This window comes from Candidatus Arsenophonus phytopathogenicus (assembly GCF_056113345.1).
Map to the genome: position 1 here is coordinate 1,156,201 of NZ_JBUIOB010000017.1, position 23,313 is coordinate 1,179,513.

Consider the following 23,313-nt stretch of genomic DNA (forward strand, 5'->3'; position numbering starts at 1 on the left):
TGTTGATAATAAATACGGGCTTCCGGTTATCACTGACCTGTTTTAACATCCATGTTTCAGATGACATACCGAATACGGCGTATTGTAACCAATTAGTAATGATGGCTTGTTGGCGCTGGGTAGGATCTGATGTAGTTAATAGCCATTGAGGTGATGAAGGGAATGAGTTTATGGATGGCATTATGACGATTCTTTATTTAATTAAAATATGAAAATATAGTAAATAAAGGCTAAATACTTTCATAAAAAACTTTTATTATAATCGAATCTATATAGCAGCAAACTAGCAAATAAAATAATGTTAATCGTTGATCAATGATGGTGGTTTTTATCTGTTGATACAATCAGCTGGCATCAATGTGTTATTTGCAAAAGTTTTTTATCTTGTTATTGATCGAGCTAACACATGGTGAATTTTAAAATCAAATTGCTCAGTTAAGATAAACTCAACTGAGCCATAAATTTATAATTTCTTATGTTTAGTTAGCATTAACGCCATGCTAGCCACTAAAATTAAAATATAAACCATCCATAGGTATAAATTCATTTCAATTAAGAAACTACCTATCCCACCGATTATAGAAGGAATAACTAAAGAAGCTGAACCCATTAACGCTGAGGTTGCTCCCAGACTATTTTTTGGCTACTCATTGTTAAATAGGTATATAGAGATTCAAATAACCCACCAGTAAACATAATGATGGCAAAGAATGCAAAAAAAGTGATGGTATTATTTTGGTAGATAAATATTGGAATAAATAGAATTATCAATATTTGCAGTGATCTTAGCCAAATGGATAAAATTTTTGTGGCGCTAAATTTCCGTAGTAATTTACTTGATAAAAATGCGCCGGCCAGTAAGAAGAGGCCAATAATAGCAGAGTAGACACCGAATATTGAGGCACTTGCACCAAATTTGAGCATAAAAATAAAAGGTGCGGCAGTAACATAACAATAAATTAATGAAAAAGATAAACCGAGCGATAAACAGGGTAAATAGAATTTAGGTTGGCAGGCAATATGTTGATATATATTGCAGGTTTTGTGCCAGGAAAAAGTTGTCCGTTTTTTTACTTTTAATGTTTCAGGAAAAGCAAAGAAAACATAGACAATCGTGATCAGGGCGTAGATAAAAATTAAGCCAAATATACTACGCCACCCCCATAAATCATTGATGAAACCACCAATTAATGGTGATGCAATAGGCACAAAACCTTCAATGGTAATGATAATACTATATAGCAGAGAGCGGCAACTGTACCTCGCGAAACATCACGCACCGCACTGACTGAGGTGACTAATGTGATTGAAATACTTAATCCTTGAATAACACGAATAACAAGAAAAGCAGGTAGATTATCTGTTTGTGTTAACATAAAGGTGGTGGTTGCATAGATAGCCGCACCAGTTAACATAATTTTGCGGCGACCGATGGCATCGGAAAGCGGGCCAAAGGTTAATTGTCCTAAGCCGATTGCCAATGTGTAGACCATAATTGAAAGTTGGGTTGATGACAGACTTTTATTAAATTCTGCTGCGATGTCTGGAATAGACGGTAAATAAGTATCAACGCCTAAAATACCCATCATGGTGAGTAGCGCTAAGCCAAAAGTAAAGAACTTTAGATTTTGTCTGTTAATTTTATTCATAAATATTTTCCTTAATTGAAAATTTTATTTCATGCATGCAGGAAAATTCAGATAGATATTCAAACGGAGTTGATGAGAAGTAGCAAACTTTTTTATTTGCTGTTGAGCATTAATTTAGGTTTTATCTGGTTTGCTCATTTTTAAATGGTATTTCATTAGAGTGATACCAATTTAGCAAATTAAAATGTAAAAACATTGCAGTATAAACGTTTTTAATTAGCAGCATGTTGATGAAAAAATAGATAGGAATTTACTTCGATGTCATTAAACTATTATGGAAGAGTGATATCTTAAAAAACTATCACAATTTTAGAATAAGCCACGGAATAACAGGAGGTTATTTTTACGCTAATTTTTATCGGTAAATATTTAGATTTTAATAATAAAGGCTCGGTAACTAACCGAGCCTGTTGTTTATTATATATTGAGGACAACTTTGGCAATTTCGAAGTAAATAATCAGACCAGTACCATCAACAAGTGTTGTGATAAATGGTGCAGAAACTACCGCCGGATCAATACCACATCTTTTCAGTAATAATGGAATAACAGAGGAGACAATTGCTGACCAGAGAGTAATACAGACTAGTGACAGACTGACAACAATACAAATATCCCAACCGATATTCATAAAGCTAGCACGCAGGATCCCAGCTGCTCCTAATGTGATGGCGATTAGTACCGCAGTTGACATTTCTTTACGCAAGATCTGCCATATGTGATTAATTGAAAGCTCTCCAATTGCCATTGAACGTACAATTGTTGATGTGACCTGAGTACCGCTGTTCCCACCAATAGTGGAATAAAGAAGGCTAAAGCAATTACAGCCTCTAATTGATCTTCAAATGATTTAATGACAGTACTGGTATAAGCTCCCGCAATAAACAGTAAAAGTAACCAAACACTACGTTTTTTCCATAGAGCAAAAGGCGTCATTTGAAGGTAGGGTTTATCTAACGGTAAACTACCACCTTGTAGTTGAGCATCTTCGGTTGCATCATCTTCCAATCTGCGATCAATTTCTCGTTCGCTAAGTGCACCAACTAATAATCCTTTATCTAACACTGGTACTAGATCAAAATCACAGCCATGCAAGTACGGCAGTAACTTTTGTTTGTTAGGTAGCCTCGCCATAACGAAATCGTTTATTGTATTTCAAATCAACAATGTTGAACGCCAGCGATTATAAATTTACTTATCTTGATTACAATTTTTTCTTAAAGTTGTTTAGTTAAGATTTAACAAAATTAAATTTTAACCGTGAAAAATAAGAAAATATTGTTTTTATCTGATTATAAAGTAAAAGATATGATTGTTTGAAATATGAATGGAGAAAAATTAGCTGGTTTTTAATCGAAATATTATAAAGATTCTTAACTTTTTGTTTTACTACCTTAAATCATTTCATTTATTTTACATAAGTGTTTCTGGTGCGATAATAGTAAATGCGCCTTTAACAATTAAAATAAATACAGCTGCCCATATTGCTGCTGATAATAAACAGATACTGTATACTTTAGTCCTATTCATTAATAACATGCCGGCGACTAATGGGATCATGTACCTTAATACTGCAATAAAACGTGAGGTAAATAACACCGTCATTCCTTGGTTTTGCAACTTGTTATGGGCATTATCAATAGTTGACTGATAGCGATTAAATAATCGACTAAATAATTTTCTAGTAGTTATCTGATTACCCAAATAGTAGGAAATTATTGAACCTGAGGTTGCTCCTAAAGTAATGGCCAACCAAACTAAACTAATATTCATTTTTGGCAGACTGGCAGTAATACCCGTTAATAACATAACGGATGCCGGTGGAAGAAAAGAAGATAAAACAACGGTAGATTTGCTCATGGCGATGCTAAATAATATTGTAAATAACCATATTGGATGTAAATTAAACTCTGACCAAAATGCATTTAGATATGTCATGAATTCTTCTGTTTTCATTGCATTTTTTCTCTTTAATTAGCTATTTTTGGCAGCAATAAGAAAATATTATAATAATATAATCTATCTATATTAGCGTAAATCAACATGATTTAATTGCTGATAGAATAGGATTATTTTTACTGAATTTAAATTTAGTGATTTATGAGTAAATAAAGATTTAACTCATGTATATATGTTAGTGAGTGGCTGGTTGAATGGTAAATTGGCTGCTAATGACAATCAATATCAAATACATGAGATCTCTATTTAGTTAGCAGTCAGACATCAATTTATTTTAAGACATTTGGCATTAAAATTAGTACAGAGCTTGAACCAGTAAGTAAAATTGATACTACAATATTCTCCGTTCAGTTTGAATATCGATTAATGATTATTTTTGTCATTAACAATATATTTTTTGTTAATGACAAAATAATTAGTTGAGTATTTTTTTATTCAATGAAGCGTCGACTTCGGATCTTTTTAAGTACGCATATAATATTGCGCCGATTAAAGTCCCACTGATAATTGCTAACAGATAAGCAATAATTGGTTGTACCGCCCCAGGGATCAATATAACAAACAGCCCACCATGCGGCGCCATTAGTGTTACATGAAAATACATCGATAATGTACCGGTAATTGCCCCGCCGAGCATACAGATAGGTAATACCCGCATCGGATCACGAGCAGCAAAGGGAATAGAGCCTTCAGAAATAAAGCATAGACCTAATATGAACGCTGCTTTGCCGCCTTCACGTTCATTAGATTAAAATTTATGACGAACAAATAATGTTGCAAGGCCCATGGCTAAAGGGGGCACCATACCCGCGGCCATAATGGCTGCCATAGGCCCATAAGTTTGGGCACTTAATAACGCGACACCAAATGCATAAGAAGCTTTATTAACTGGCCTCCCATATCTGTACACATCATCGCACCTAAAATAATACCTAAGATCACGGCATTAGTTGTACCTATGTTGGTTAGCCATTCGGTAAGAGCTGTCATTACCTAGGAAACGGGATTACCGATAATATAGATCATGACTAAGCCAGTTATTAATGTGGCGAACAATGGCACGATTAAGATTGGTTTTAGATACGCCATACTTTTAGGTAATGGAAAGTGTTGATTGAGCAATTTGGCGACATAGCCAGCCAAAAAACCGGGCAATACCACCAACTAATCCAGGCGTTAAGCCAGTTCTATCGGCAATCGAGTAAGCTATATAACCAGATAAAATCGGTACCATGAGGGATAAAGCAGCGTGTTTACCAATTTGCATTAATGCAGCAGCTAATGTGCCTGGTTATTCGGCTGCATCTAAACCAAACATAAAAGAGAGAGCGATACAAAGCCCACCGGCTACTACCATGGGTAACATGTAAGAAACACCAGTAAGTAGATGACGATAGACGCCTTGAGTTGCGGTTTTCTCAGTTAATTTATCTGAGCTATTTTTTACTTTGTGAGGTTGATAATATTCAGCTTTAGTTAATGCATTATCCATTTCTTGTGCTGTTCTTTTTAAGGTGGCACTTGTTGAGGTGTGATAAATACGTTTACCGGCAAATTTCGTTAAATCAACTTCAATATCTGTAGCAGCAATAATAAAATCGGCGTCATTGATCTCTGCTGAGCTAATTTCATTGCCTGTTCCTACCGAACCACGTGTTTCTACTTTGATTTGCCAGCCGCGCTTTTTAGCTTCAATTTCTAAGGTTTCTGCTGCCATAAAAGTATTAGCTACTCCAGTAGGACAAGCAGTCACGGTTAAAACACGCTAATTTTTTGCAGCCGCTGGGTTGCTAAAATTGACCTTGTTCACAATAATCGCTTCTTTTTTGGCTATAGAGAGAATTTTTTCTGACTTACATATTGTCTGTGCTTCATCAGTAAAAAAAACTTTTTTACCAGTTAATTGGCGTTCATCAGATATATTTTCACCAATAACAATAATTAGTTCAGCTTCTGCAATATTATCCGTTAATTTTAAGGATTGTTGTTGTATCTGCTGACATAATATTTGCTTAGCAAGATAGGTTCTTGGTGGCATTTCGGGTGAATGGATAATAGCAATTGTTTTCATCAGGATATTCCTTATATTTGAAATGGGATCAGCTCAACACGGTTCATCATTTTTGTCAGTTGTTGCCGATCCATGCCCCTAACATTGCCTTGGTTGACTGATATGGCACTGATAGCGGTTGCTAAACGCAATGTATGCTCACTGGTTTGTTGCATCATTAAGCCATAGATTAAACCGCCTACCATGGCATCACCTGCGCCAACTGTACTAACAACCTGGCATTTCGGTGGCGTGGCTAACCAGGCACCGGACGAGTTGACCCACATTGCCCTTCTTCACCTAAGTAAATGACAAGGTGAGCAATGCATTGAGTGCGTAATTGCTGTGCTGCTTTGGCAATTTCTTGATAGCTAGGTAAGGGGTGGCCAATCCAGCTTTCTAATTCATGTCGATTTGGTTTCACCAATCAAGGATTGGCTTTTAAACCAGCAATCAATGCTTCTCGGCTACTATAAAATATGACACACATACATTAATCACGTAGCTGTTTCATCCAGTCAGTAAAATTATCTAAATCGATACCTTTGGGTAAACTACCACTTACTCATACCATATCGAATTGGCTTAACCAGCTCAGTGAATCTTGAGCAAAATGCTGCCAATCCTGTTTGTTGACTTCAAAACCGGAAAAATTAAAATCACTGACTACACTATTTTTTTCTGTCAATTTGACATTAATTCGAGTTCTACCTTCGATGACATGAAAACGATTTATGATCCCGCGTTCCTTGAAATCCTGTTGGAAACCGGTTAAATTTTCTTTCCCTAAAAAACCACCAACAGTGACATTAATATTTAGATTTTTTAATGTATTAGCAACATTAATGCCTTTATCTGCTGGATATAATCCATGGGTTTTAACTAAGTTGACGGCACCTTTTTCAATATTGTCTAGCATACCGACTAAATCATAGGTGGGATTTAATGTAATGGTAGCAACCTTACTTTTCATGCAATTTCCTCATCCATATTAGCGCTAATGACCTGTTCAATAGCATGTAAGGTTGCTTGGGCGTCAGGGCCACTGATCTTAAATTGGATACGATGATTTTGACGTGCAACTAATCTAATGACACTCATTATATTATGGCCATTGGCGGGAATTCCGCTCCCATCCAAATTAGTAATAATGACTTTGCTGTTAAATTTTTTTATTGTATTAACTAATTGCGAACTTGGGTGTGCATGTAATCCATGTTTATTGTTTAACGTAAATTCCACGGATAGTGCCTCTTTTTCTTCGCTTGTTTCAGTCGTCAGCAAGCTAAATACTTGTACGGCATCTGGTGCTTGTAACAATTTCGCTATTTTTTTATCAATCAATAAATTGGCCAGGTGATTTAAAGTATTATTAGCTAGATTATCTTTGCATGATAGCGTGATAAGTAGGCAAAGTTGATGATCTTGATAAGATAAAGGTTCTTTAGGGCGCGCAATGGCCATTGCTGTTTTTAGATTACCTTTTTTACTATCACTCAGCCAGATACCTTGGCTTAAATAAAGCGGTGGATTAGTGATCACATCAACGATAAAATCATTATTGATGGCATTTGCATCCTGTAAGTGATTAATATTTAACGCTTGTAGTGTCATGATATGGTCGGTATCAACATCTAAAGAGATCATGGAAGCGTTGAAAATGAAGTCATCAATTGACTCTTGGGCAAGCAATATATTATATATTGTGTCTATTGATGTCGTGGTTGCCAATCGCTTGGCAATATTTTCATCACTTAGAATATGTGTCAGTTGTCGTAATAAGGTTAAATGTTCCTCTGATTTAGCGGCGATGCCGATGACAATATAAGCTTTGTGGCCATTATCCCAATCTATGCCCTGTGGAAACTGAAATACTTGTACACCTGTCTGTAATACATTATGGCGCGTTTCTACGGTACCATGAGGAATCGCAATACCATTGCCTAAATAAGTTGACGCTTGATTTTCCCTTTTTTGCATACCGATTAGATAATCTGGCGTAACGTAACCCGCATTGATCAATGCTTGGGCAACTTGTGCGATGGCATGTTGTTTATGATCGGCAATTTGTGCTAAATGGATATCTTTTTTAGGCACATCAAACATGTTTTCTCCTATTCACATAAATGAGTGAAACGCTGCAGTTTTTATACAGTCAAACCACAAAAGCTATTTTAGGTTTTATTTTATGCAAGCCGAATCCGAATCGTTTCAATTTGCATGTAACTTTAGATAAAAACAGATATATTTATCTAATGGTAAATTTTGTTTTATGAGTTTGTTCACGAATAAAATGTTTTTTGATTTACTAAGCGAAAAAATATAAGCCTAGGTTGGCAAAATAAAAAAATGAAAGTAAGTTAATTGATATAAAAATGTGATCTTAATAGTAGATTAAAATAAAATAATTAAATTTTAGTGATATATATTTTAATTTTGGGAAATATCATGCAACTTTGTTAATTAAAATTAAAATTAAAATTAAAATTAAAATTAAAATTAAAATTAAAATTAAAATTAAAATTAAAATTAAAATTAAAATAATGTTGATAATTATTTGTATTTATTTTTGCTTTAATCGGCATATAGCAATATTTTTCTGTGTAATATCAAATAGTAGTCTGGACATTTAGTTATTTTTTTGTTGAAGACTAAATAGTAAGATAATTTGGCTAATTTTAATAATTAATTAAATATATGTAAAATATAATGTTTAATTAGGTGATAAATTGGTAAATATTTTTTCTTAATGTTATTAACTAATTATTTTTACATTTTAATTAAAAGTGATAAAAATGTTTATTTTTAGTTAAATAAAAAAACAATGATGCGACAGCATTATTAATTGTTATTGGTGCAGGGATACATAGTTATTGTTTTTTATTAATTAACCCGATAGTATAATGTTATATTATAACATTAATATTTTGCTATTTATCACTAATGAAGCATTTTTTATTTTAACTAGGCCACACAGGGAGTTTTCATTACTATGAATTGCGCTATAACTCGCCCGTCCAACGTTAGTAATCGATTATTATCGATCGATGCATGTAAGAGGCATTGTCATGCTTTTAATGTTATTAGATCATGTGCGAGAAATATTTTTCCTTCATATGCAGGTCCCTGATCCAATGATAGCGGGTGAAACACCGGCTGATCTTTTTTTTAGTCGATTTACTGCTCATCTTTGTGCGCCGGTTTTTATTTTTTTGACCGGTTTATCGGCTTATTGATATGGAAGTAAAAAAACATATTCCCAGTTAGCCACTAGTCAATTTTTATTTAAACGCGGGTTATTTCTTATCATCCTTGAGCTCACGTTGATCAATTTTGCTTGGACTTTTCAATTACCGCCGGCAAAAATTTTTCTGCAGGTTATATGGGCGATTGGGTTTTCGATGATTGCCTTAGCAATTTTATTTTGGTTACCAAGATGGCTGCTGGTAGTACTGACGGTTTTATTGATTGCGGGTCATAATCTATTAGATACATTGCATTTCCCAACCGATCATTTTATGCATATTCCTTGGGCAATACTGCATGATAGAGGATGGATTGAGATTACTGACAGTATCAAAGCGCGTACATCTTATCCAATACTACCATGGATTGATTTAATTATATTTGGTTATTTGGCTGGTTCATGGTTTACAGAAAGTTGTAATTAGCAACAGCGATTAAAGAAACTAAATTGCTGAGGTGTTGGCCTGTTAGTTGGTTTTATTTGTTTAAGAATAATTAATATCTATGGTGATAAACCATCGATATTAGCGGGCTCTTGGCTGGATACCGTGATGAGTTTTTTGAATATTACCAAATATCCGACCTCTTTATTATTCATTATGTTGACGCTGGGTATTGGCTTACTACTGCTTCGGTTACTTGAGATAAAACAAAATTTACCATGGTTAAAACCCTTAGCAACCTATGGTTCAGTACCGATGTTTTTTTATATTTTGCATCTTTATGTATTGAAATTTCTCTATTTGATCGCGGTGGCTATTTGGGGAACAAATCAAGGTGAGTATTTTGGTTTTGATCATGTTGCTATGATCTGGTTAGTGACCATCATATTAGCGATACTTTTTTATCCGTTTGTGAAGCTGTTTAGCCAGTTTAAGACGCGCCGCAAGGATTTAATTTGGCTAAAGTATCTATAAATTATTTGGCAAAATTACCTAGTGTGATGGGACGGAACTGGATGGCGAGAATTGATTCTAGTTAAAATAATTACCTACAGAATTCTCCATCTGTGATGAGTTAAATCTTCTGTTTATCATTTAGCCCACTTGATGTGGGCTTTTTTGTTTATTGATAGGTATCACTAAGCGTAATAATAGGGCGTAGCCGTTTGCCTGCCAATTTTGAGTTACCATAAAAAAGTTAGCAGTAATTTTATTTAATGATTGCGAATATATTGTGTTTTATAACCATAAGATTTACCTGTTTTCAATGGAGTAGTTTATTGAACTTGTTTTTTATTTTTTTGCTTTCTCTTCAATCTTTTTGGTAGCTATATTAATGTCTGCCAGAAATTCTCTTTTTGTATCATTTTTAGAAAACTTTGTATCCTATAGGGTTGCTTCAGCAAAATTTGTTCCTGCTAAATTTGCTTTACTGAATTTAGCTTTTTGACAGTTAGCTTGGGTTAAATCTGCATCAGTGAAATCTGCTTTTCTAAGTTAGCGTTGATTAAAATTGCAGCAGAAAGATTTGTTTTTTGTAATAAGATCGCATTTTCTAGGCTGCTTTTAGTGATATTTGTTTGTAATAAAGCAGTGTCTGCTGATTTTGCTTTAATGAGACTTGCATTAGTGAGCGTTATGTTATTTAAATCAATGTTATTTCTTTTATTAATAAGATAGCCGCTGCTAAATATCCTGCCACGGCATCTGTTTTTTGTGACAAGGTAGCTGTTATATTTTCTTCGGTGATCTTTAGTTCGTTAATATTTATTTTTTGTAAAAAAATAGCTGCCGCTAACTTTGCTTCTGTTAATTTTTCTTTAGGAACAACAATTCCTTGTAATGAAATGCCCGGAGTAAAATCTGCTTGCATTAAATTAGCGTCAGCGATATTTGTTTCTTTTAATATAGATCATCCAGTTAAACATGTATTTTTTAAACTAACACTTTTTAAGGTAGCTTGATATAAATCAGCAAAACTTAAATCGGCATTGTCAAGTACTGCTTCTGATAGGTTTGCTTTTTCCAGAACAGCGGCTACAAGATCTGCATTATTAAGCTTTGCTTCAATTAGAATAGCCTCTTTTAGACTGGTTTTTTAGAGTCGTATTGTTTAAATCTGCTTGATATAGATTTGCGTTATTTAGCGCCGCTCCAGTCATATTTACAAAAAACATTTTTGCCTTTGTTAGATCAGTTCTGCTCATATTGGCTAAGGTAAAAGCTGAACCGAGAAAATCGGTGTCATTTAATTTTGCATCCTGCATATTTGTGTCAGATAAATTAGACAGTCTTATGTTTGATTGGCTTAAATTGGCTTCAGTAAATATTGCTTTTTGAAAAGTACTGCGTTTTATGTTTACTTCGTTCAATGACGTATAATCGAAATTTGCATTGTTAAATTTAGAATGAAAGATATACGATTGATTTAAATAGGCTTTACAAAATGATGCTCCTTGTGAATCAATTGAATCTAAAGTCGCGTTATTTAACGATGCTGAATCTAGACATGCATTTTTTAATGTAGTGGCTTTAATTTCTCCGTTAGGTAGTCTTAATCTGGCCAGTTTTGCATTACTCAAGTCAGCCTTAATTAATCGTTATCCAGATTAGTGCCCGCTATGGTAGCTCTTACTAACAATGCTGAGTCTAATACTGCATGATTGAATGTCGTGTTTTGAATGGTTGTATCGACCATGTTTACGCGAGTAAGTGTTGCGTGATCAAAATTAGCGCCAGCTATAGAGGCTCTTTCTAACAATGTTGAATCTAATTTTGCATTATCAAATGTTGTATTTATAATATTTGTGTTTTGCAGATTTGCGCCGGATAAGTCTGTTCCGTTTAGATTTACATTTGGAAAATATGCCCCGCTTAAATCAATTCCTTCTAAAATTCTGGCAGATAGATCGGTATTTAATAAATGAATCTTTCCTTCCTTTATAAATATGTTTGGATCAATCCTGTTATTTAATAACATTAACGTGGCGGTATTTTTAAATCCTTTTACATCAATATCTGAAGTAAAACTCTCTCCTGTCTGTCCTTCAACGGTAACAGATAGTTTGTCTGAATAATATTCAGAGGGTTTAATAGCTACCGTGCAAACCATCAAAATTAAATTTGAGTTCTTTAGGAATATGATAACAATTTGAATTGGCAATTTTTTCTTCTAGTGCGGTGGTCATTGTTTGCATGAAATTATCGTATTGTTTAGATAATTTTCTTTCCACCCCGCCTAGGGTAAAAAAGTTTATAATATGTTCAAGTAAGCCTTTCGGTGACGTCGCTAATTTTTTTCCTTCTATCGGGTTAATATTTATTGCGTAATTAGTAAACATTGAACAACGATTGGTATCCATATTTATATATGCTATACTTCCTATTTCCCTAATAGTATTAAATTTAAAATAAACGCAATTGGCTTATTTTTGATTAATGGTATTACAACAATAGATATATATTAATATTACTGAATATGTTATTAGTATTGATATATAATCAGATATATCGAATTTATACTATATAATTTTTCTAATGTTTTCTTTAAATTCAACATAATAATACCATACAATAATTTATATTAATTAGATTATTTATTTTATCCAGATTGTTATTTCTTATAAGATAAGGCGTATAAGCTTTTTAATATTCATATTTATTTTCTTGATGTTATTCAACATCAATTATGCTCATAACCTATTATCAATACTTAAACCCTATCAATAGACTTTTGCAGATTTCCTAATGAGTAGTTTATATTTCATCCATAACTTGGCTGTTAACTTTTGAATGCAAATTTATCAATAAGTTATTTTTGTTCAGTTATTGGCCATGAATTTAAACTGAAATAGTTAATAAATAAATTACACACAGCAGAATCATTAATTTTACTGATTTTGTTTATAAAACAAGCGTATGATTTATGAAGACTAGACCCGCACTAAAACAGCACGTATAATGCATCCCACTTAGGCCCCTTGGCTCAGTGGTTAGAGCAGGCGACTCATAATCGCTTGGTCGCTGGTTCAAATCCAGCAGGGGCCACCAAATTTTAGCTTGTCTTTGTAGGCAACGGATTTACCACTAAAGGTCAGCAGCTAGTGGTGGCGACAATTATTGACGACATCAGTGCAATTAAAACAACCATTTCTGCTCTATAACTGGCAATAATTAATATTGATGATAACTAAATATCAGATTGGAAATTGAATCGAGGGTGTTTAGGCAACATTTTGTTAGCGTTTTTACAATGTTATCTAATTACAGAGGCTAAAACTTTTACTAATGATCTGCTGAGTTAACATAACTATCAATAAAAAGCACCTATCTAGAGGTGCTTTTTATTACGCTAAAGATCAATAAGCGTTATTCATCCAGGAAACTACGTAATACTTCTGAACGACTTGGATGGCGCAGTTTACGTAACGCTTTTGCTTCTATTTGTCGGATCCGCTCGCGAGTAACATCAAACTGTTTACCCACTTCCTCTAGCGTGTGATCCGTATTCATATCAACACCAAAGCGCATGCGCAGAACTTTTGCTTCACGGGTCGTTAAGCCAGCTAGAACTTCGTGGGTAGCTGATCTTAGACTTTCCGAGGTAGCAGAGTCTAACGGTAACTCTAGGGTAGTATCTTCAATGAAATCACCAAGATGTGAATCTTCATCATCGCCAATAGGTGTTTCCATCGAAATAGGCTCTTTGGCAATTTTTAGTACTTTACGGATTTTATCCTCAGGCATTAACATGCGTTCTGCCAATTCTTCAGGTGAGGGTTCACGTCCCATTTCCTGTAACATTTGGCGAGAAATGCGGTTCAGCTTGTTGATCGTTTCGATCATGTGCACTGGAATACGGATTGTGCGCGCCTGATCAGCAATTGAACGGGTGATCGCCTGTCGGATCCACCAGGTTGCATAAGTTGAAAACTTATAGCCACGACGATATTCAAATTTATCAACCGCTTTCATTAGACCAATGTTACCTTCCTGGATCAGATCAAGGAATTGAAGGCCACGATTGGTATATTTTTTAGCAATAGAGATAACTAACCGTAAGTTAGCTTCAACCATCTCTTTTTTCGCTCGACGCGCTTTTGCTTCACCAATAGACATACGGCGGTTAATATCTTTAACCTGTTCAATGGTTAAACCAGTCTCTTCTTCAATTTGTTGTAGTTTTTGCAACGAGCGTTGTATCTCTTCTTCGACTTCAACTAATTTTTCAGACCAGGGTTTATTCATTGCTTTTGCAGCAGCTAACCAATTACCATTGGTTTCATTACCTGAGAATAGGGTAATGAAGTTTTTCTTTGGCATTTTGCATTGTTCAATACAGAGTTTCATGATGAGACGCTCTTGAGAACGAACACGTTCCATCATATCACGCATATTGTTCACTAAATAATCAAACTGTTTTGGTACTAAACGGAACTGTTTGAAAATCTCGGACAACTGCTCGATTTCTGCTACTGAGTTAGCATGGTTACGGCCACTTTTTTGGATTTCAATGGACGTACGTTCATATTGCTCACGAAGTTCTGAAAATTTCTGTCGAGCGAGTTCTGGATCGACATTGTTTTCATCACTGTCGTCACTATCGTCGTCTTCGTCTTTATCTTTATCTTCGTCATCATTTAAGGCTTCTTCCGGTAATACTGAACCGATATGTGTTGCTGTCGGTGCTAAATCCTCTTCAGCGTTTGGATCAACGAAGCCGGTAATAATATCAGATAGGCGGGTTTCACTTTTTTCAACACGTTCGTATTGGTCTAATAGATAAGCGATAGCCTCAGGATATTCAGCAACAGAACACTGAACCTGATTAATGCCATCTTCGATGCGTTTAGCGATATTAATTTCACCTTCACGGGTCAGTAGTTCTACGGTGCCCATTTCACGCATATACATCCGCACAGGATCTGTTGTGCGGCCTATTTCACTTTCAACACTGGACAATACCTGGGCAGCAGCCTCAACAGCATCATCGTCAGTATCAGTGGCGGTTTCTGCCAGAATAAGATCGTCGGCATCAGGCGCTTCTTCCATCACTTGAATGCCCATATCATTAATCATTTGGATGATATCTTCGATCTGATCTGAATCGACGATATCTTCCGGCAGATGGTCGTTGACCTCAGCATAGGTCAGGTAGCCTTGCTCTTTACCTTTGGTAACTAGTAGCTTCAGCTGTGACTGCGGGTTTTGCTCCATAAGACGGTATCCACACTTCATAATTTGGGTTGGTGTTGGTCGGCGAAAACAAGTCAGCCAACAATAAAATGAAAGGGAATTTAATTATTTTATGTGCCATGCCCTTTACATCATGGCAACTTATAGGCGCTTGCCCTACGTTATACGGCACTTAAGCCAGATGTTTTTTACTTTTTCAAGATTACTATTTTATTCTTGCAACAGTAATCAAACGAACTTCTTCACGTTCTTCACTGGTTAAGCCTTCTGTTCGCTCTTTTGCCATCAGAAATGCGAACCTTTCATCAAGCGCGGTAATAAATAAATGCTCCAACGCATCCTTGAACATTTTTTCCGCTATCTCTTCTATCTCTATATCGTTCCAAGTTGCCAGTTTTTCAAGTTGTTTAACAAATTTATTATTACGATAGCATTCCAATAATTGACCAGTATTTATGTCAGGATGAGATTGACAAAGTTCAACTAACTCTAAAAACAGCGCTAATCCTGGTAATTGTGAGTGCTTAATTCCATCAAGAGTAGGAATTAGGCTGACAAAATTTGGATTTTGTACCAATAATGCGATCAATATTCGCATTGTTGTCGGTTTAATTTTTGGTCTCTGATAATTTGTTTTTTCCGTCGATCCTTTTTCGATCATGGCAAAAATACGCGAAGTATCAGGAATACCAATAAAATTACCTAATTCTTGTGCCAAATATAACTGTAAAGTATCACCAGGCACTTTTTTAATTAAAGGGAAAGCAAGACGATTGAATTTTGCTTTACCTTCATGACTGCTTAAATCAACTTGTGCAACCAATGTATCAAACAAAAATGTAGACAAAGAGTGGGATTTATCCATCCGTTGTTCAAAATTTGTTTTACCTTCTTTACGTATTAGTGAATCAGGATCCTCGCCATCAGGTAAAAACATAAATTGTAGTTGGCGGCCATCACTCAAATAGGGAAGTGCCGTTTCAAGCGTTCGCCATGCGGCTTCGCGACCTGCTTTATCCCCATCATAACAACAAATAACCGTATCTGTTGTCCGAAAAAGTAACTGGATATGCTCTGCCGTGGTTGATGTACCTAATGACGCTACGGCATAATTAATACCAAATTGCGCCAGAGCGACAACATCCATATAACCTTCGACAACTAATAGTTTAGAAAGTGCCAGATTATTTTGTGTTGCTTCATATAAGCCGTATAATTTACGGCCTTTATGAAAAATCTCAGTTTCTGGTGAATTGAGATATTTTGGTAATGTGTCATCTAAAACGCGGCCACCAAATGCCACAACACGCCCTCTACGATCTCGGATTGGAAACATTATACGTTCACGAAAGCGATCGTAAGTGCGGCCATTATTATTGGTAACTAACATACCAGCAGCATCTAGCTGTTTATGGCTATCAGCGTGTTTAGCGAAATGCTTGAGTAGGTTGTCCCAGCCGCTTGGGGCAAAACCGATAGAAAAGCGATAAATAACTTCATCACTTAAGCCGCGCTGTATTAAATATTGTTTTGCACTCTGTGAGTCTAATTTATTCAATAAATGTTGATAAAATTGATTAATTTCATCCATTAATTGATAAAGATTTTGTCGCTGATGCCGCTCTATTTGGTTTGAACTATTGCCGGTTTCATAAGGAATTTCCAGTCCGTGCATGGTAGCCAGTTCTTCAATCGTTTCGACAAAATCAAGCTTGTCATAGTTCATCAAAAAATCAATGGCATTACCATGAGCGCCACAGCCAAAACAGTGATAAAATTGTTTATCGCCATTAACTGTAAATGAGGGCGTTTTTTCATTATGAAATGGACAACACGCGTGATGGTTTTTGCCTTGCTTTTTTAGCGGCACTTTTGTATCAATAAGATCGACGATATCGGTTCTGGCCAATAAATCATTGATAAATGTACGCGGGATTCGTCCAGCCATAAACTCTTCATTGATGAAAGATAACAAGCCGTGCTTCCTGTTAGAAAGCACGGCCTTCTTGTAATCACTTAATCACTGCTGTCGAATTGTTACGATTGTTGAACCGTATCAATTAGTACAAACGAGTACGACGTGCGTTCTCGCGAGCCAATTTTTTAGCGTGGCGCTTTACTGCTGATGCTTTTTCACGTTTACGTACAGTCGTTGGTTTCTCATAGAACTCACGACGGCGCACTTCAGCTAATATTCCTGCTTTTTCGCAAGAACGCTTAAAACGACGTAGTGCTACGTCAAATGGCTCGTTTTCACGTACTTTAATTACCGGCATGTGCCTTTCACCTCAAAAAAATCGCTTTTTGCTAGCAATATCATAGCCAGCTGTCTTTAAAATGGTGCGGAATTTTACTTCAATGTGTAGGGCTTTGTAAAGTGCTGTATAAAAAGGAAACGCACAAAATCACCCAATTATTTATTTTTAATAACAAAATAGTTGGCATAGTCTAGATGATGATGAATAAGCCCTACAAATTATTTATATTAATTATAACCGATTTAATTCAGATAGACAGTTATTTATTTGCTGAGAAGTTGCACCTTTTTTACATAAATAGTGATAAACTTGAGCTATTAGCGAAGGTGGTGAGTAATATATGCGTGTTTTAGGTATAGAAACATCTTGCGATGAAACGGGTATCGCGATTTATGATGATCAATTAGGTTTATTAGCCAATCAATTATATAGCCAGGTAAAATTGCATGCCGATTATGGCGGAGTGGTGCCTGAATTAGCTTCTCGCGATCATATTCGTAAAACAATTCCTTTAATTAAAGCGGCACTACAACAAGCGGATTCAACTGCTGGTGATATTGATGCGGTTGCTTATACCACGGGTCCTGGTTTGATCGGTGCTTTATTGGTGGGAGCAACAATCGGGCGTTCATTAGCATTTGCTTGGCGAGTGCCGGCTATTCCTATTCATCACATGGAAGGGCATCTACTGGCGCTAATGTTGGAAGAAAATAGTCCTGAATTCCCTTTTGTAGCATTATTGGTCTCTGGTGGGCATACTCAGTTAATTAATGTAATAGCGATTGGTCAATATCAGTTATTAGGCGAATCAATTGATGATGCTGCGGGTGAAGCTTTTGATAAGACAGCAAAATTATTAGGTTTGGATTATCCGGGCGGACCAGCACTCTCATTGATGGCAGGGCAGGGACAGGCTGGCCGTTTTGTATTTCCTCGTCCGATGACAGACCGCCCGGGACTGGATTTTAGTTTCTCAGGGTTAAAAACTTTTGCTGCCAATACCATTCGTAATAATAGTATGGATCAACAAACCGCTGCTGATATTGCTCGGGCATTTGAAGATGCTGTTGTGGATACATTAGTGATCAAATGTAAACGTGCTTTAGGACAAACGGGTTCTAAGCGTTTGGTTATAGCAGGTGGTGTAAGCGCAAATCGTACCTTACGGCTAAAAATGGCAGAATCGATAACAAAAATTGGCGGCCAGGTTTTTTATGCTCGACCAGAATTTTGTACTGATAATGGCGCAATGATAGCGCTGGTCGGCATGATCCGTTTAAAAAATGGCGTAAGTAATAGCCTGGATATCACCGTGAAAGCACGTTGGCCACTAGCAGATTTATCACCGTTAGCAACAACAACTGTGCATAAATCGACTTAAAGTCTAAAAATTAACACAGTAATCAGTAGTTAATCATTTTTTTCTTGCTTTTTAGTGGCTTGAATCAGTTCTTTATTTGTTTTTTCGCTTTTTTTCTTCATTTTTTGCCATATACGGCTTTCTTGGCCTCTCCACAGATGCTGAATGTTATCATGATGGCGAAAGAGTATGAGACATGAAAGCATCGCAACCGGGAAGGTGAATTCCGGTTTAAACCACCAAACATAGAAGGGAGCTAATAGAGCAGTGACAATAGCTCCTAATGATGAATATCCACTGAGTAGTACAGTCAGTAGCCAGGTACCTGCGACAACGCCAGATAACCCCCAGCCAATGGCAACAATTGATCCAAAAGCAGTAGCAACGCCTTTTCCACCTTTAAAACGAAAGAAAATGGGGTAAATATGGCCCAAACAGGCGGCAATGGCAATAATTCCAAGGTAAAAAGGAGGAATATTTAAATAATAGGCTAGCCATACTGGGATCATCCCTTTTAGGATGTCGCAAATGAGCACGGCTAAAGCAGCCGCTTTTCCACCAATGCGTAACACGTTGGTTGCACCAGGATTCTCGGAACCATGGCGTCTGGGATCAGGAAGACCTATCAATCGGCAGATCAAGTCGGCGCTGGAGATTGAACCACAGAGATAAGCGAAGATAATCATGCCAAGTGCGATTGCACTCATATTATTACTCCAAATAATCAAGACCTTTTTAACTTAACGTATTAATAATACATGTATTTTATCGAAGTATTATTTGCATGCCGTGTTTTAAAGATCATAGGGATATCAGATCATTAATAAAATATACAGTATAGTTTTTAGTAAAACTAAGGAATATCTTTGCTAAATTTATTTTTTAGTTATAGTGAATTATTTTTCAACTTTTTGGTTTTTTGGGCAAAATCTGCCAGCATGATAGTCGTTAATCTCCTATTATTGCCGCAAATTTTACTAAAATGTGTGATCATTTGGCCATTTTTGTCAATGATAATAGAGAAGTATCTGGAAAGCGATTATTTATCGCAATTAAAAAATTAGAGAAGGTTAAATGGACATTATATTTATTGAACAGTTATCAGTATTCACAACCATTGGTTCTTATGATTGGGAACAAACGATCCAACAGAAATTGTTGCTCGATATTGAGATGGGATGGGATAATCAGCAGGCAGCCAAAAGTGATCAAGTGGAAAATTGTTTAGATTATGCGCAGGTTAGCCAAGTGGTAATTAATCATATAGAAACACAAAAATTTGCATTGATAGAACGGGTTGCGCAGGAGATTGCTGATATCATTTTAAATCAGTTCAATAGTTGTTGGGTCCGCGTTAAAGTTTGTAAGCCAGGTGCGGTGGCGCAGGCTAAACAGGTTGCTGTGATTATAGAGCGGACAAAATCTGTTTAGGTTAGCTTAAATCGGTAAAATGGTTTGTTGCTGCCACCAGTCAGTTAATGTCTGGATACGTTTTTGGTTAAGTTCATCCCTGATCGCGATACCTTTTATACCCTGCTCAATAAGATCTTTGCTTGATACTTGTTGTACAGTCTTAAATGCTTCAATAACAAATTTAGCTTGTGGATAAGTGATATGCTCTCGCCCTATCCGGCCGCGGGCATCTGCTTCACAGGCGATGACCAATTGATTGATACGCTCCGGCTTGCGCCAACTATCTAATTTATTAAATAGATTAATAACAGTTTCTGGTGTTAACTGATGAATTTGGTGGATTTGTTGATGAAAACGAGCCACTAATTTAGCTAACTCTTTCATTCTATTAGGAATACGTAGTCGATTGCACATAGCCTCAATTAGCGAAATACCTTTGCTAACATAATCGTCATGAGCGGGACATTGTTCAGATGGGGTCAGCGCTTTACCAAAGTCATGGCAGAGAGCGGCGAAGCGAGTTTCGACATTGTCAGTTAATGAGGCCGCTACCTTTAATGTTAAAAGCGTATGTATTCCGGTATCTATTTCGGGATGTGATTTTGCCGCTGCGGGTGTGCCAAATAATTGATTAATTTCAGGAAAAAGAATAGCTAGCGCGCCACAATCATATAAGACACGAAAATAGATTTCAGGCGATAATGATTGTAGTGCTTTTTCCGTTTCTCCCCACACTCTTTCTGCGCTAATTTTACTAACCTCATGATTAAAAACCATTTTTTTCATCAACGATTGTGTTTCATTGGCAATAGTAAATTTTTGGTTAGCTAGCCGAGCAGCAAAACGTGCCACTCTGAGTATTCGCAAAGGATCTTCGGCAAAAGCAGCGGAAACGTGGCGTAATAGGCGATTTTTTATATCCCGTTCACCATGGTAGGGATCAATCAGTTGGCCATCTTCAGTTTGCGCAATCGCATTGATGGTCAAATCTCGACGTAACAGATCCTCTTCTATCGTGACATCAGGTGCGGCATAGCAAGAAAAACCGGTATAGCCTACACCCGTTTTGCGTTCTGTACGAGCCAGGGCATACTCTTCACGTGTTTTTGGATGGAGAAAAACGGGAAAATCCTTACCTATTTGCTGGAAACCTAATTTGATTAAATCATTTGGGCTAGTTCCGACCACTACCCAGTCACGATCAGAAACAGGCAACCCTAATAGCTGATCTCTTACTGCGCCACCAACAAGATAAATCTGCATGGTATTTTTTTAATTCATCCAGCGTTCATTATATTTTTTACGTCGAGGGATGAGATGAGGTAATAATAAACCAAAAATTAAACCTGCACCGGCAACGCCACCGCCATACATAAACCACTGTAAAATGAGCTCACGGCGATTATTATCAAGATTGATTTGTGCAATCTCTAATTTTTTTCCTGAGCGAATTAACTCATTTTTCAGTTTTTCATTTTCTGCGGTTAGATTAGCAATAGTTTGATCACTGGCTGCCACTTTGCTTTGCATGTCACTGGTTTGATTATTCCAGTTACTATCAATGCTGGTCAATTTTTCACGTAATTCTTGATTTTCCTTTTCAAGTAAGGGAATATGTGCTTTTACACTGGGTGTTTTGCTGAGTTGATTTTTGGGTAACCAAGCAACTCGTCCTTTATAATCACGAATTTGGGCGTAGCCGGTTTCAGCATCTGTGTTTAATAATTGAACTTGATCACCGCTTTTTAGGCTACCAATAATGCGATAATCGGTTCCAGGTCCTCGATGGATAAAGGTAGGGAGTTCATCAGAAACATAAAGCGTTTCTTCTGCTTGAGTCGTCATTGGCAGGTTAAATCCTATCAATGCTAAGATAAATAAAGGAAATTTTCTCATTGTATTCAACTATCTTCAAACTGTGAAAAAAAGTGCTATTAGCTGATACTAATGCGTTAAATGTATTGATGCAAATCTAAAAAGGTAAAATAATAATTCTTTTAATTGATTTGCCATTATTAATAATATTTCATTTTTTATTATTTTCAGGTAAAAACCATAGAATAAAATTCTTTGTTGGTTATTTTTCTGGTGTTTAGTTATTAATATAGACTTAATTAATATTAGAATTGTTTGTTTTTAGAAAAAATTTTTTACTGTTAGCAAGGAAAAATGAATCACGCTTTGGCTGCTGTTTTCTGGCTTATTTATGTTAAACTTAAAGCTCCTTTCTATCGTTAGTCATGAAACTGTCCGTTTTTAATCAGCGACAGAGTAAATAGAAAAAATAACAATCTACATTAAGTATGCGTCTAGACAGTATAAATAAAAATAGAAATGTTTATCCTTCGGGGGATAAATATCAGAAAATCTGGATTAAATATGCGTCAGCTAGAAATTGAATTAAAATTATCTGTTCGCCCGGAAGCTATTAAGCGGATCCGTGAAAAAATAATATGTTTTCGCTATACACATTTCTCCTTACATAAACTGTCAAATATCTATTTTGAAACAGTGGATCATCAATTACGTCGCTGGGATATGGGGTTAAGGATCCGCGGTTGTGATGGTCGTTATGAAATGACGATAAAAACCGCCGGTAAGGTTATTGGTGGTTTACATCAACGGCCTGAATACAATGTGGAAATTAATAAACCTGAGCTGAATCTTTTGGCATTTCCACGCGAAATATGGCCAAAAAATATCAATGTTGCTCGTTTACAGTCACAGTTAACAACCTTGTTCTATACTGATTTTTCTCGTGAAAATGGATTGTTACTTATCAGGGGAGTGAAATTGAAATTGTATTGGATCAAGGTAGCATTTATGCCGGTGCCAGAAAAAAACCAATTATGGAAATTGAACTGGAACTAAAAAAGGGCACATTGATCGGGCTGTTAGCGTTTGCAAAAGAGTTTGTTAACATTGAAGGGTTGCGTTTAGCAAATAAAAGCAAGGCTGAACGAGGCTATTCGTTAGTTGAACATAGCGACTATGACTATATGATACTTAAATACTTTTTGCCACACTGTAACTGGAATACTATGCCGATTGAACAGGGCCTAAACCAGTTATTAGCGTATAGGCAGCATTATGAAGAGTGTTGGTTAGCTAATCAGCCACAAGCAAAGAAAAATTTGAGTCATTTGCTGGTATTGATACAGACATTTTTAGTCCATTATTCTTATTCTATTCCCCATTTTATTCAAGCATTGCCATTAAAAAAATAACTGCATTATTGGCTA

The 23,313-nt window shown here is 36.0% G+C and carries 22 protein-coding genes, 1 tRNA gene and 4 pseudogenes; 8 read left to right on the forward strand and 19 right to left on the reverse strand.

All coding sequences use genetic code 11. The annotated features are described in order from the left end of the window. Nucleotides 1-609: 609 nt before the first annotated feature. The 7 genes and pseudogenes from AC01GB_RS09535 to fruB form a co-directional block, all read right to left on the reverse strand. Nucleotides 610-1,209, reverse strand: coding sequence for an MFS transporter (locus AC01GB_RS09535; protein ID WP_474451643.1), 600 nt, complete (start codon nt 1,207-1,209; stop codon nt 610-612). Further along, nucleotides 1,188-1,649 (reverse strand): MFS transporter, encoded by a 462-nt coding sequence (locus AC01GB_RS09540; protein ID WP_474451644.1) that lies wholly within the window; start codon nt 1,647-1,649, stop codon nt 1,188-1,190. The genes AC01GB_RS09535 and AC01GB_RS09540 overlap by 22 nt, the downstream gene beginning before the upstream one ends. A 417-nt stretch (nt 1,650-2,066) precedes the next feature. Then, nucleotides 2,067-2,728: pseudogene (locus tag AC01GB_RS09545) on the reverse strand (magnesium transporter); the annotation flags it as partial. A gap of 333 nt (nt 2,729-3,061) precedes the next feature. Further along, nucleotides 3,062-3,604 (reverse strand): DedA family protein, encoded by a 543-nt coding sequence (locus AC01GB_RS09550; RefSeq protein ID WP_474451645.1) that lies wholly within the window; start codon nt 3,602-3,604, stop codon nt 3,062-3,064. 418 nt (nt 3,605-4,022) lie between these two features. Next, nucleotides 4,023-5,678, reverse strand: a pseudogene (gene fruA, locus AC01GB_RS09555) (PTS fructose transporter subunit IIBC). An 11-nt stretch (nt 5,679-5,689) separates the two neighbouring features. Further along, nucleotides 5,690-6,630: pseudogene (gene fruK, locus AC01GB_RS09560) on the reverse strand (1-phosphofructokinase). Beyond that, the gene (gene fruB, locus AC01GB_RS09565; protein WP_474451647.1) at nt 6,627-7,763 is read right to left on the reverse strand and encodes a fused PTS fructose transporter subunit IIA/HPr protein; all 1,137 of its coding nucleotides are present in this window, start codon (nt 7,761-7,763) and stop codon (nt 6,627-6,629) included. Before fruB ends, fruK begins: the two are co-directional and overlap by 4 nt. 962 nt (nt 7,764-8,725) lie before the next feature. On the opposite strand from fruB, the gene AC01GB_RS09570 reads away from it, so the two are divergent. The 3 genes from AC01GB_RS09570 (at nt 8,726) to AC01GB_RS09580 (ending at nt 9,820) form a co-directional block, all read left to right on the forward strand. Then, nucleotides 8,726-8,893 carry a hypothetical protein gene (locus AC01GB_RS09570; RefSeq protein ID WP_474451648.1) on the forward strand — a complete coding sequence of 56 codons (168 nt, stop codon included), beginning with the start codon at nt 8,726-8,728 and terminating at the stop codon, nt 8,891-8,893. A gap of 87 nt (nt 8,894-8,980) precedes the next feature. Further along, a complete protein-coding gene (locus AC01GB_RS09575) occupies nt 8,981-9,328 on the forward strand; it encodes a heparan-alpha-glucosaminide N-acetyltransferase domain-containing protein (protein ID WP_474451649.1) in 348 nt (115 codons plus the stop codon). 126 nt (nt 9,329-9,454) lie between these two features. Continuing rightward, nucleotides 9,455-9,820: an acetyltransferase domain-containing protein gene (locus AC01GB_RS09580; protein ID WP_474451651.1), complete on the forward strand. Its 366-nt coding sequence runs from the start codon at nt 9,455-9,457 to the stop codon at nt 9,818-9,820. Between the two features lie 411 nt (nt 9,821-10,231). Here AC01GB_RS09580 and AC01GB_RS09585 read toward each other — a convergent pair. From AC01GB_RS09585 to AC01GB_RS09610, 6 genes and pseudogenes are all read right to left on the reverse strand, one after another. Then, nucleotides 10,232-10,330, reverse strand: a pseudogene (locus AC01GB_RS09585) (pentapeptide repeat-containing protein); the annotation flags it as partial. 160 nt (nt 10,331-10,490) lie between these two features. Further along, nucleotides 10,491-10,718, reverse strand: a complete 228-nt coding sequence (locus AC01GB_RS09590) for a hypothetical protein (protein ID WP_474451652.1) — start codon at nt 10,716-10,718, stop codon at nt 10,491-10,493. 39 nt (nt 10,719-10,757) lie between these two features. Then, a complete protein-coding gene (locus tag AC01GB_RS09595) occupies nt 10,758-10,922 on the reverse strand; it encodes a pentapeptide repeat-containing protein (protein WP_474452373.1) in 165 nt (54 codons plus the stop codon). Continuing rightward, nucleotides 10,912-11,427: a pentapeptide repeat-containing protein gene (locus tag AC01GB_RS09600; protein WP_474451653.1), complete on the reverse strand. Its 516-nt coding sequence runs from the start codon at nt 11,425-11,427 to the stop codon at nt 10,912-10,914. The genes AC01GB_RS09595 and AC01GB_RS09600 overlap by 11 nt, the downstream gene beginning before the upstream one ends. Nucleotides 11,428-11,438: 11 nt before the next feature. After that, a complete protein-coding gene (locus AC01GB_RS09605; protein ID WP_474451654.1) occupies nt 11,439-11,957 on the reverse strand; it encodes a pentapeptide repeat-containing protein in 519 nt (172 codons plus the stop codon). After that, entirely contained in the window at nt 11,935-12,207 is a 273-nt protein-coding gene (locus AC01GB_RS09610) for a hypothetical protein (protein ID WP_474451656.1), read from the reverse strand. The genes AC01GB_RS09605 and AC01GB_RS09610 overlap by 23 nt, the downstream gene beginning before the upstream one ends. A 612-nt stretch (nt 12,208-12,819) precedes the next feature. Here AC01GB_RS09610 and AC01GB_RS09615 point away from each other — a divergent pair. Next, nucleotides 12,820-12,895, forward strand: a tRNA-Ile gene (locus tag AC01GB_RS09615). Nucleotides 12,896-13,213: 318 nt separating this feature from the next. Here the strand turns inward: AC01GB_RS09615 and rpoD are convergent. The 3 genes from rpoD to rpsU all read right to left on the reverse strand — a co-directional run bounded on the left by rpoD (nt 13,214) and on the right by rpsU (nt 17,316). Continuing rightward, the gene (rpoD, locus tag AC01GB_RS09620) at nt 13,214-15,061 is read right to left on the reverse strand and encodes an RNA polymerase sigma factor RpoD (RefSeq protein WP_474451657.1); all 1,848 of its coding nucleotides are present in this window, start codon (nt 15,059-15,061) and stop codon (nt 13,214-13,216) included. A 184-nt stretch (nt 15,062-15,245) separates the two neighbouring features. Further along, the gene (gene dnaG / locus AC01GB_RS09625; RefSeq protein WP_474452374.1) at nt 15,246-16,988 is read right to left on the reverse strand and encodes a DNA primase; all 1,743 of its coding nucleotides are present in this window, start codon (nt 16,986-16,988) and stop codon (nt 15,246-15,248) included. Nucleotides 16,989-17,100: 112 nt separating this feature from the next. Further along, entirely contained in the window at nt 17,101-17,316 is a 216-nt protein-coding gene (rpsU, locus tag AC01GB_RS09630; RefSeq protein ID WP_026821546.1) for a 30S ribosomal protein S21, read from the reverse strand. Nucleotides 17,317-17,638: 322 nt separating this feature from the next. On the opposite strand from rpsU, the gene tsaD reads away from it, so the two are divergent. Then, a complete protein-coding gene (tsaD, locus tag AC01GB_RS09635) occupies nt 17,639-18,679 on the forward strand; it encodes a tRNA (adenosine(37)-N6)-threonylcarbamoyltransferase complex transferase subunit TsaD (RefSeq protein WP_474451658.1) in 1,041 nt (346 codons plus the stop codon). A 29-nt stretch (nt 18,680-18,708) separates the two neighbouring features. Here tsaD and plsY read toward each other — a convergent pair whose 3' ends face one another. After that, the gene (plsY, locus tag AC01GB_RS09640; RefSeq protein WP_474451659.1) at nt 18,709-19,365 is read right to left on the reverse strand and encodes a glycerol-3-phosphate 1-O-acyltransferase PlsY; all 657 of its coding nucleotides are present in this window, start codon (nt 19,363-19,365) and stop codon (nt 18,709-18,711) included. 367 nt (nt 19,366-19,732) lie between these two features. Between plsY and folB the strand changes: the two genes are divergently transcribed. Next, on the forward strand, nt 19,733-20,089 hold the full coding sequence (gene folB / locus AC01GB_RS09645; RefSeq protein WP_474451660.1) for a bifunctional dihydroneopterin aldolase/7,8-dihydroneopterin epimerase: 357 nt from the start codon (nt 19,733-19,735) through the stop codon (nt 20,087-20,089). Nucleotides 20,090-20,095: 6 nt separating this feature from the next. Here the strand turns inward: folB and AC01GB_RS09650 are convergent, their stop codons facing one another. After that, nucleotides 20,096-21,334, reverse strand: coding sequence for a multifunctional CCA addition/repair protein (locus tag AC01GB_RS09650; RefSeq protein WP_474451661.1), 1,239 nt, complete (start codon nt 21,332-21,334; stop codon nt 20,096-20,098). A 9-nt stretch (nt 21,335-21,343) separates the two neighbouring features. Next, complete coding sequence (locus AC01GB_RS09655) at nt 21,344-21,967, reverse strand: TIGR04211 family SH3 domain-containing protein (RefSeq protein WP_474451662.1); 624 nt, start codon at nt 21,965-21,967, stop codon at nt 21,344-21,346. 483 nt (nt 21,968-22,450) lie between these two features. Between AC01GB_RS09655 and AC01GB_RS09660 the strand changes: the two genes are divergently transcribed. Together AC01GB_RS09660 and AC01GB_RS09665 are read left to right on the forward strand one after the other, a co-directional pair. Then, on the forward strand, nt 22,451-22,942 hold the full coding sequence (locus AC01GB_RS09660; protein WP_474451663.1) for a CYTH domain-containing protein: 492 nt from the start codon (nt 22,451-22,453) through the stop codon (nt 22,940-22,942). Then, nucleotides 22,921-23,298 carry a hypothetical protein gene (locus AC01GB_RS09665; RefSeq protein WP_474451664.1) on the forward strand — a complete coding sequence of 126 codons (378 nt, stop codon included), beginning with the start codon at nt 22,921-22,923 and terminating at the stop codon, nt 23,296-23,298. The genes AC01GB_RS09660 and AC01GB_RS09665 overlap by 22 nt, the downstream gene beginning before the upstream one ends. Nucleotides 23,299-23,313 lie beyond the last annotated feature (15 nt).

Excerpts from the sequence above, each read along its gene's own strand:
- AC01GB_RS09540 (WP_474451644.1), bottom strand. The coding sequence starts at position 1,649 with ATGAATAAAATTAACAGACAAAATCTAAAGTTCTTTACTTTTGGCTTA.
- AC01GB_RS09550 (WP_474451645.1), bottom strand. The coding sequence starts at position 3,604 with ATGAAAACAGAAGAATTCATGACATATCTAAATGCATTTTGGTCAGAG.
- fruB (WP_474451647.1), bottom strand. The coding sequence starts at position 7,763 with ATGTTTGATGTGCCTAAAAAAGATATCCATTTAGCACAAATTGCCGAT.
- AC01GB_RS09570 (WP_474451648.1), top strand. The coding sequence starts at position 8,726 with ATGCTTTTAATGTTATTAGATCATGTGCGAGAAATATTTTTCCTTCAT.
- AC01GB_RS09580 (WP_474451651.1), top strand. The coding sequence starts at position 9,455 with ATGAGTTTTTTGAATATTACCAAATATCCGACCTCTTTATTATTCATT.
- AC01GB_RS09590 (WP_474451652.1), bottom strand. The coding sequence starts at position 10,718 with ATGCAAGCAGATTTTACTCCGGGCATTTCATTACAAGGAATTGTTGTT.
- AC01GB_RS09605 (WP_474451654.1), bottom strand. The coding sequence starts at position 11,957 with ATGGTTTGCACGGTAGCTATTAAACCCTCTGAATATTATTCAGACAAA.
- AC01GB_RS09610 (WP_474451656.1), bottom strand. The coding sequence starts at position 12,207 with ATGGATACCAATCGTTGTTCAATGTTTACTAATTACGCAATAAATATT.
- rpoD (WP_474451657.1), bottom strand. The coding sequence starts at position 15,061 with ATGGAGCAAAACCCGCAGTCACAGCTGAAGCTACTAGTTACCAAAGGT.
- dnaG (WP_474452374.1), bottom strand. The coding sequence starts at position 16,988 with ATGGCTGGACGAATCCCGCGTACATTTATCAATGATTTATTGGCCAGA.
- rpsU (WP_026821546.1), bottom strand. The coding sequence starts at position 17,316 with ATGCCGGTAATTAAAGTACGTGAAAACGAGCCATTTGACGTAGCACTA.
- tsaD (WP_474451658.1), top strand. The coding sequence starts at position 17,639 with ATGCGTGTTTTAGGTATAGAAACATCTTGCGATGAAACGGGTATCGCG.
- plsY (WP_474451659.1), bottom strand. The coding sequence starts at position 19,365 with ATGAGTGCAATCGCACTTGGCATGATTATCTTCGCTTATCTCTGTGGT.
- folB (WP_474451660.1), top strand. The coding sequence starts at position 19,733 with ATGGACATTATATTTATTGAACAGTTATCAGTATTCACAACCATTGGT.
- AC01GB_RS09650 (WP_474451661.1), bottom strand. The coding sequence starts at position 21,334 with ATGCAGATTTATCTTGTTGGTGGCGCAGTAAGAGATCAGCTATTAGGG.
- AC01GB_RS09655 (WP_474451662.1), bottom strand. The coding sequence starts at position 21,967 with ATGAGAAAATTTCCTTTATTTATCTTAGCATTGATAGGATTTAACCTG.
- AC01GB_RS09660 (WP_474451663.1), top strand. The coding sequence starts at position 22,451 with ATGCGTCAGCTAGAAATTGAATTAAAATTATCTGTTCGCCCGGAAGCT.
- AC01GB_RS09665 (WP_474451664.1), top strand. The coding sequence starts at position 22,921 with ATGGAAATTGAACTGGAACTAAAAAAGGGCACATTGATCGGGCTGTTA.